The 2,793-nt window shown below is 33.9% G+C and carries 3 protein-coding genes; all 3 read right to left on the minus strand.

What is annotated here, in order from left to right; all coding sequences use genetic code 11:
- Positions 1-340, minus strand: a 340-nt coding sequence (locus H3S73_RS13455; RefSeq protein WP_198248915.1) for a hypothetical protein, incomplete at its 3' end; no start/stop codon positions are given.
- 3 nt (positions 341-343) lie between these two features.
- Positions 344-1,060, minus strand: coding sequence for a hypothetical protein (locus H3S73_RS13460; RefSeq protein WP_198236969.1), 717 nt, complete (start codon positions 1,058-1,060; stop codon positions 344-346).
- An 18-nt stretch (positions 1,061-1,078) separates the two neighbouring features.
- On the minus strand, positions 1,079-2,793 hold a 1,715-nt coding region (locus H3S73_RS13465; RefSeq protein ID WP_198248916.1), incomplete at its 5' end, for a hypothetical protein.

The following is a 2,793-nucleotide window of genomic DNA, read 5'->3' on the forward strand; positions in this document are numbered from 1 at the left end:
GCCCCAACTCGGTCAAATCATAATGATAAAGTCCCTCTTTACCGTCAACGGGCTGACGAGTTAATAAGCCTATTTCTGCAAATAATGGTAATGATCTAGATAATTTTCCTTTATTCCAAATTACCCACTGAATATCATCTGCTAATACTGGCTCGTCGGTATAAGGAAATTTCACAGAACCCAAATAATAACAGAAATTTCCTTTGATTTTGAGGTCAGTTTGAACTCCATCATACATATTTTGAGCTGATTTTTTGAACTCATCTTTATCATAGGTATCACAACCCAAAAGAAGACTGGACACAAGTATTAGGATTGTTAATTGGATAATTTTTTTCATCATTTATTCTTTATCAGTTAATAACTTTCCAGAAGGCTTCATAAGAAGATAAGACCATGATTCTAAATATAATTTTCCATCTTTACCTTTTATATACAGTTGCGTTTCTGGGTAAGTAACATTTGGCAAGAATACGTAATGTGAACCATATAACGCTTTGAGTTTATCTTGATTGTTAATTACCCATTCAGGCGTATTAACTACTTGATAATCAATATTAACAGACACTAATGTTTCATTATTACTATACCTACCATGTTCATACGTTTTTTCGCTCACATCTCTGACTTTAATCACTTTTATTGGGCCATAGCAAAAAGCATTATTATAAATTGTGTCTCCACTTGGTGTTTTGTTAAAAAAAGAATATAAATATTCTTGCCCCAACTCAGTCAAATCATAATGGTAGAGTCTTTCCTCACTTTCAACGGGCTGACGAGTTAATAAGCCTATTTCTGCAAATAAGGGTAAGGTATTTGCTAAATCCTCTTTATTCCAACCATCCCATTGACTATCCTCATTGGAAGGAGGAATATCTGTATAAGGAAAGTTCACAGAGCCCAAATAATAACAGAAATTTCCTTTGATTTTAGTTTTAGCTTGTACTCTATCATAAACGTTTTGAGTTAATTTTTTGAACTCCTCTTTATTATAGGTATCACAACCAAAAAGAAGACTGGACACAAGTATTAGAATTGTTAATTGGACATTTTTTTTCATTATATATTTTCCTATATCTTAAAAACCGTTCACAGGGGAGTGATGATTTTTATAAGTGTAATAAATCATCAATGGTTGGTTGTCAACAATTTTATTTTGACTATTTTGCGACGTTTGACCTTTTGGCCAATAATTTAATTGTAAATAAATCTCTTCAATACCTACATAATAAAATTCGCCCACTTTATAAAAAACTTGAAAATAATTCAATTCATTATTTTTTGAATCAGTTGCTTTTTTATATAACTCAATTCTTCCTACTTTGCTTGGAACTAACGTTGTAGGCAAATCAGCCGGTTTCAAAGGTTCTTGACGTTTTATCAATAAATCTTCTGGTGAACCGTTGACAAACTCCAAAATTGGAAATTCCTTACCTTTTGTAATTTTTAAAGCAACGGTTTCTTGATTATTTCTATCAAAAAACCTTAACATACCTTCATATTCACTTTGTTTTTCATCATAATTTGGTAAAATAAATGAGATATAAATTTCCCGACATAAGTGTGCAACATCTGCAGCCCTTTCTGGGTGACCTATTTGGTCATAATCTTTTTGAGAATTCTTATATGTTCGCATTTGTTCTAAGTAATAAATCGGCTGCTTTTCTAACTGTATTACTGCATGTAGATTAATCAAAGCAGCCATAAAGTCATTAATTTCCAGTGCCATACTATCAAAGGTCGCAGCATAAGCGATGCCTTTATCTGATGATTTGGTGCCAAACAAGCAGTTATTAAACCAGATTTGCATTTTATCCCAATCGTCTGATTCATCTTTAAATATTTTTTGGATAATCGCTATGACAAGTTGTGCCACCAATGCGAACACAAAAATCGCGACGCCAATAGGCCCGGTGAATATAGATATAGATAACATTAAGCCTATCGATTGTGCTAAGTTAGCAATCCCCGATATAACCTGTAAACCACCAGCGATACATAAAGCTGTACCAACAGCACCACTTTTTTGCATTCCTTTAGCAAAAAGGAAGCATCCTTCAGAAATGGAAATCACACTGCTAATTATGCCCATAACACCCACAGCACCAGCTGAGATTTTAAATACACCATTAACTAACGTGCTTAAACTTGCCCGGTTGGTAATAAATGTTCTGACAGCTTGACTCAGCGTTAAATCAGCAAATTTAAGCAATTCATTTATGGCATTTGTGAATCCCGCCACAACTTTATAAAAACCAAACTGTACATCACGCTTAATTTCATAGCGTATTGTTTCACCAATTGAATTATCTTCTAATTTTTTTAAGTTTTCCTGATATTGGATATAAGTAACACCTGCTTGCAATCCAGCGGTTAACAACTGACTGGTAGCAAGACTAACACTTATTGCATTCACTCTTGTGGTAGGGTTTAATCCTGCGTTTTTAACTGAGTTTAAAATAGATTCTCCATTCATTTTTTTAATATTATTATAGCTTTGAATGAATATTTTTTTTAAATCTTTAAATGGGAACCTCATTACCGATGGATCGCCTAAAAAATAGCGGCACACTGCACGGTAAAATGTCCTACCACTAGCCAGGATTCTTGGTGCATTCGCCACTTCAGCTAATTTATTGGCCACATCCATATAATTCAATCTACGTTCAACAACATCCCAGTCAGTTTTGGCTTGTTGACTACTGTCCGATACCGTATAATCAAACGTTGGTAATGGAGTGGCACTGTGGGATAACGGCTCAAAATAAGTCTGTATTGAATTTAATTCAAGGG

Source organism: Gilliamella sp. B14384G12 (assembly GCF_016101825.1).
Classification (GTDB): domain Bacteria; phylum Pseudomonadota; class Gammaproteobacteria; order Enterobacterales; family Orbaceae; genus Gilliamella; species Gilliamella apicola_N.

Bases quoted from the DNA above. Each gene is read 5' to 3' on its own strand.
- H3S73_RS13460 (WP_198236969.1), bottom strand. From the start codon at position 1,060: ATGAAAAAAAATGTCCAATTAACAATTCTAATACTTGTGTCCAGTCTT.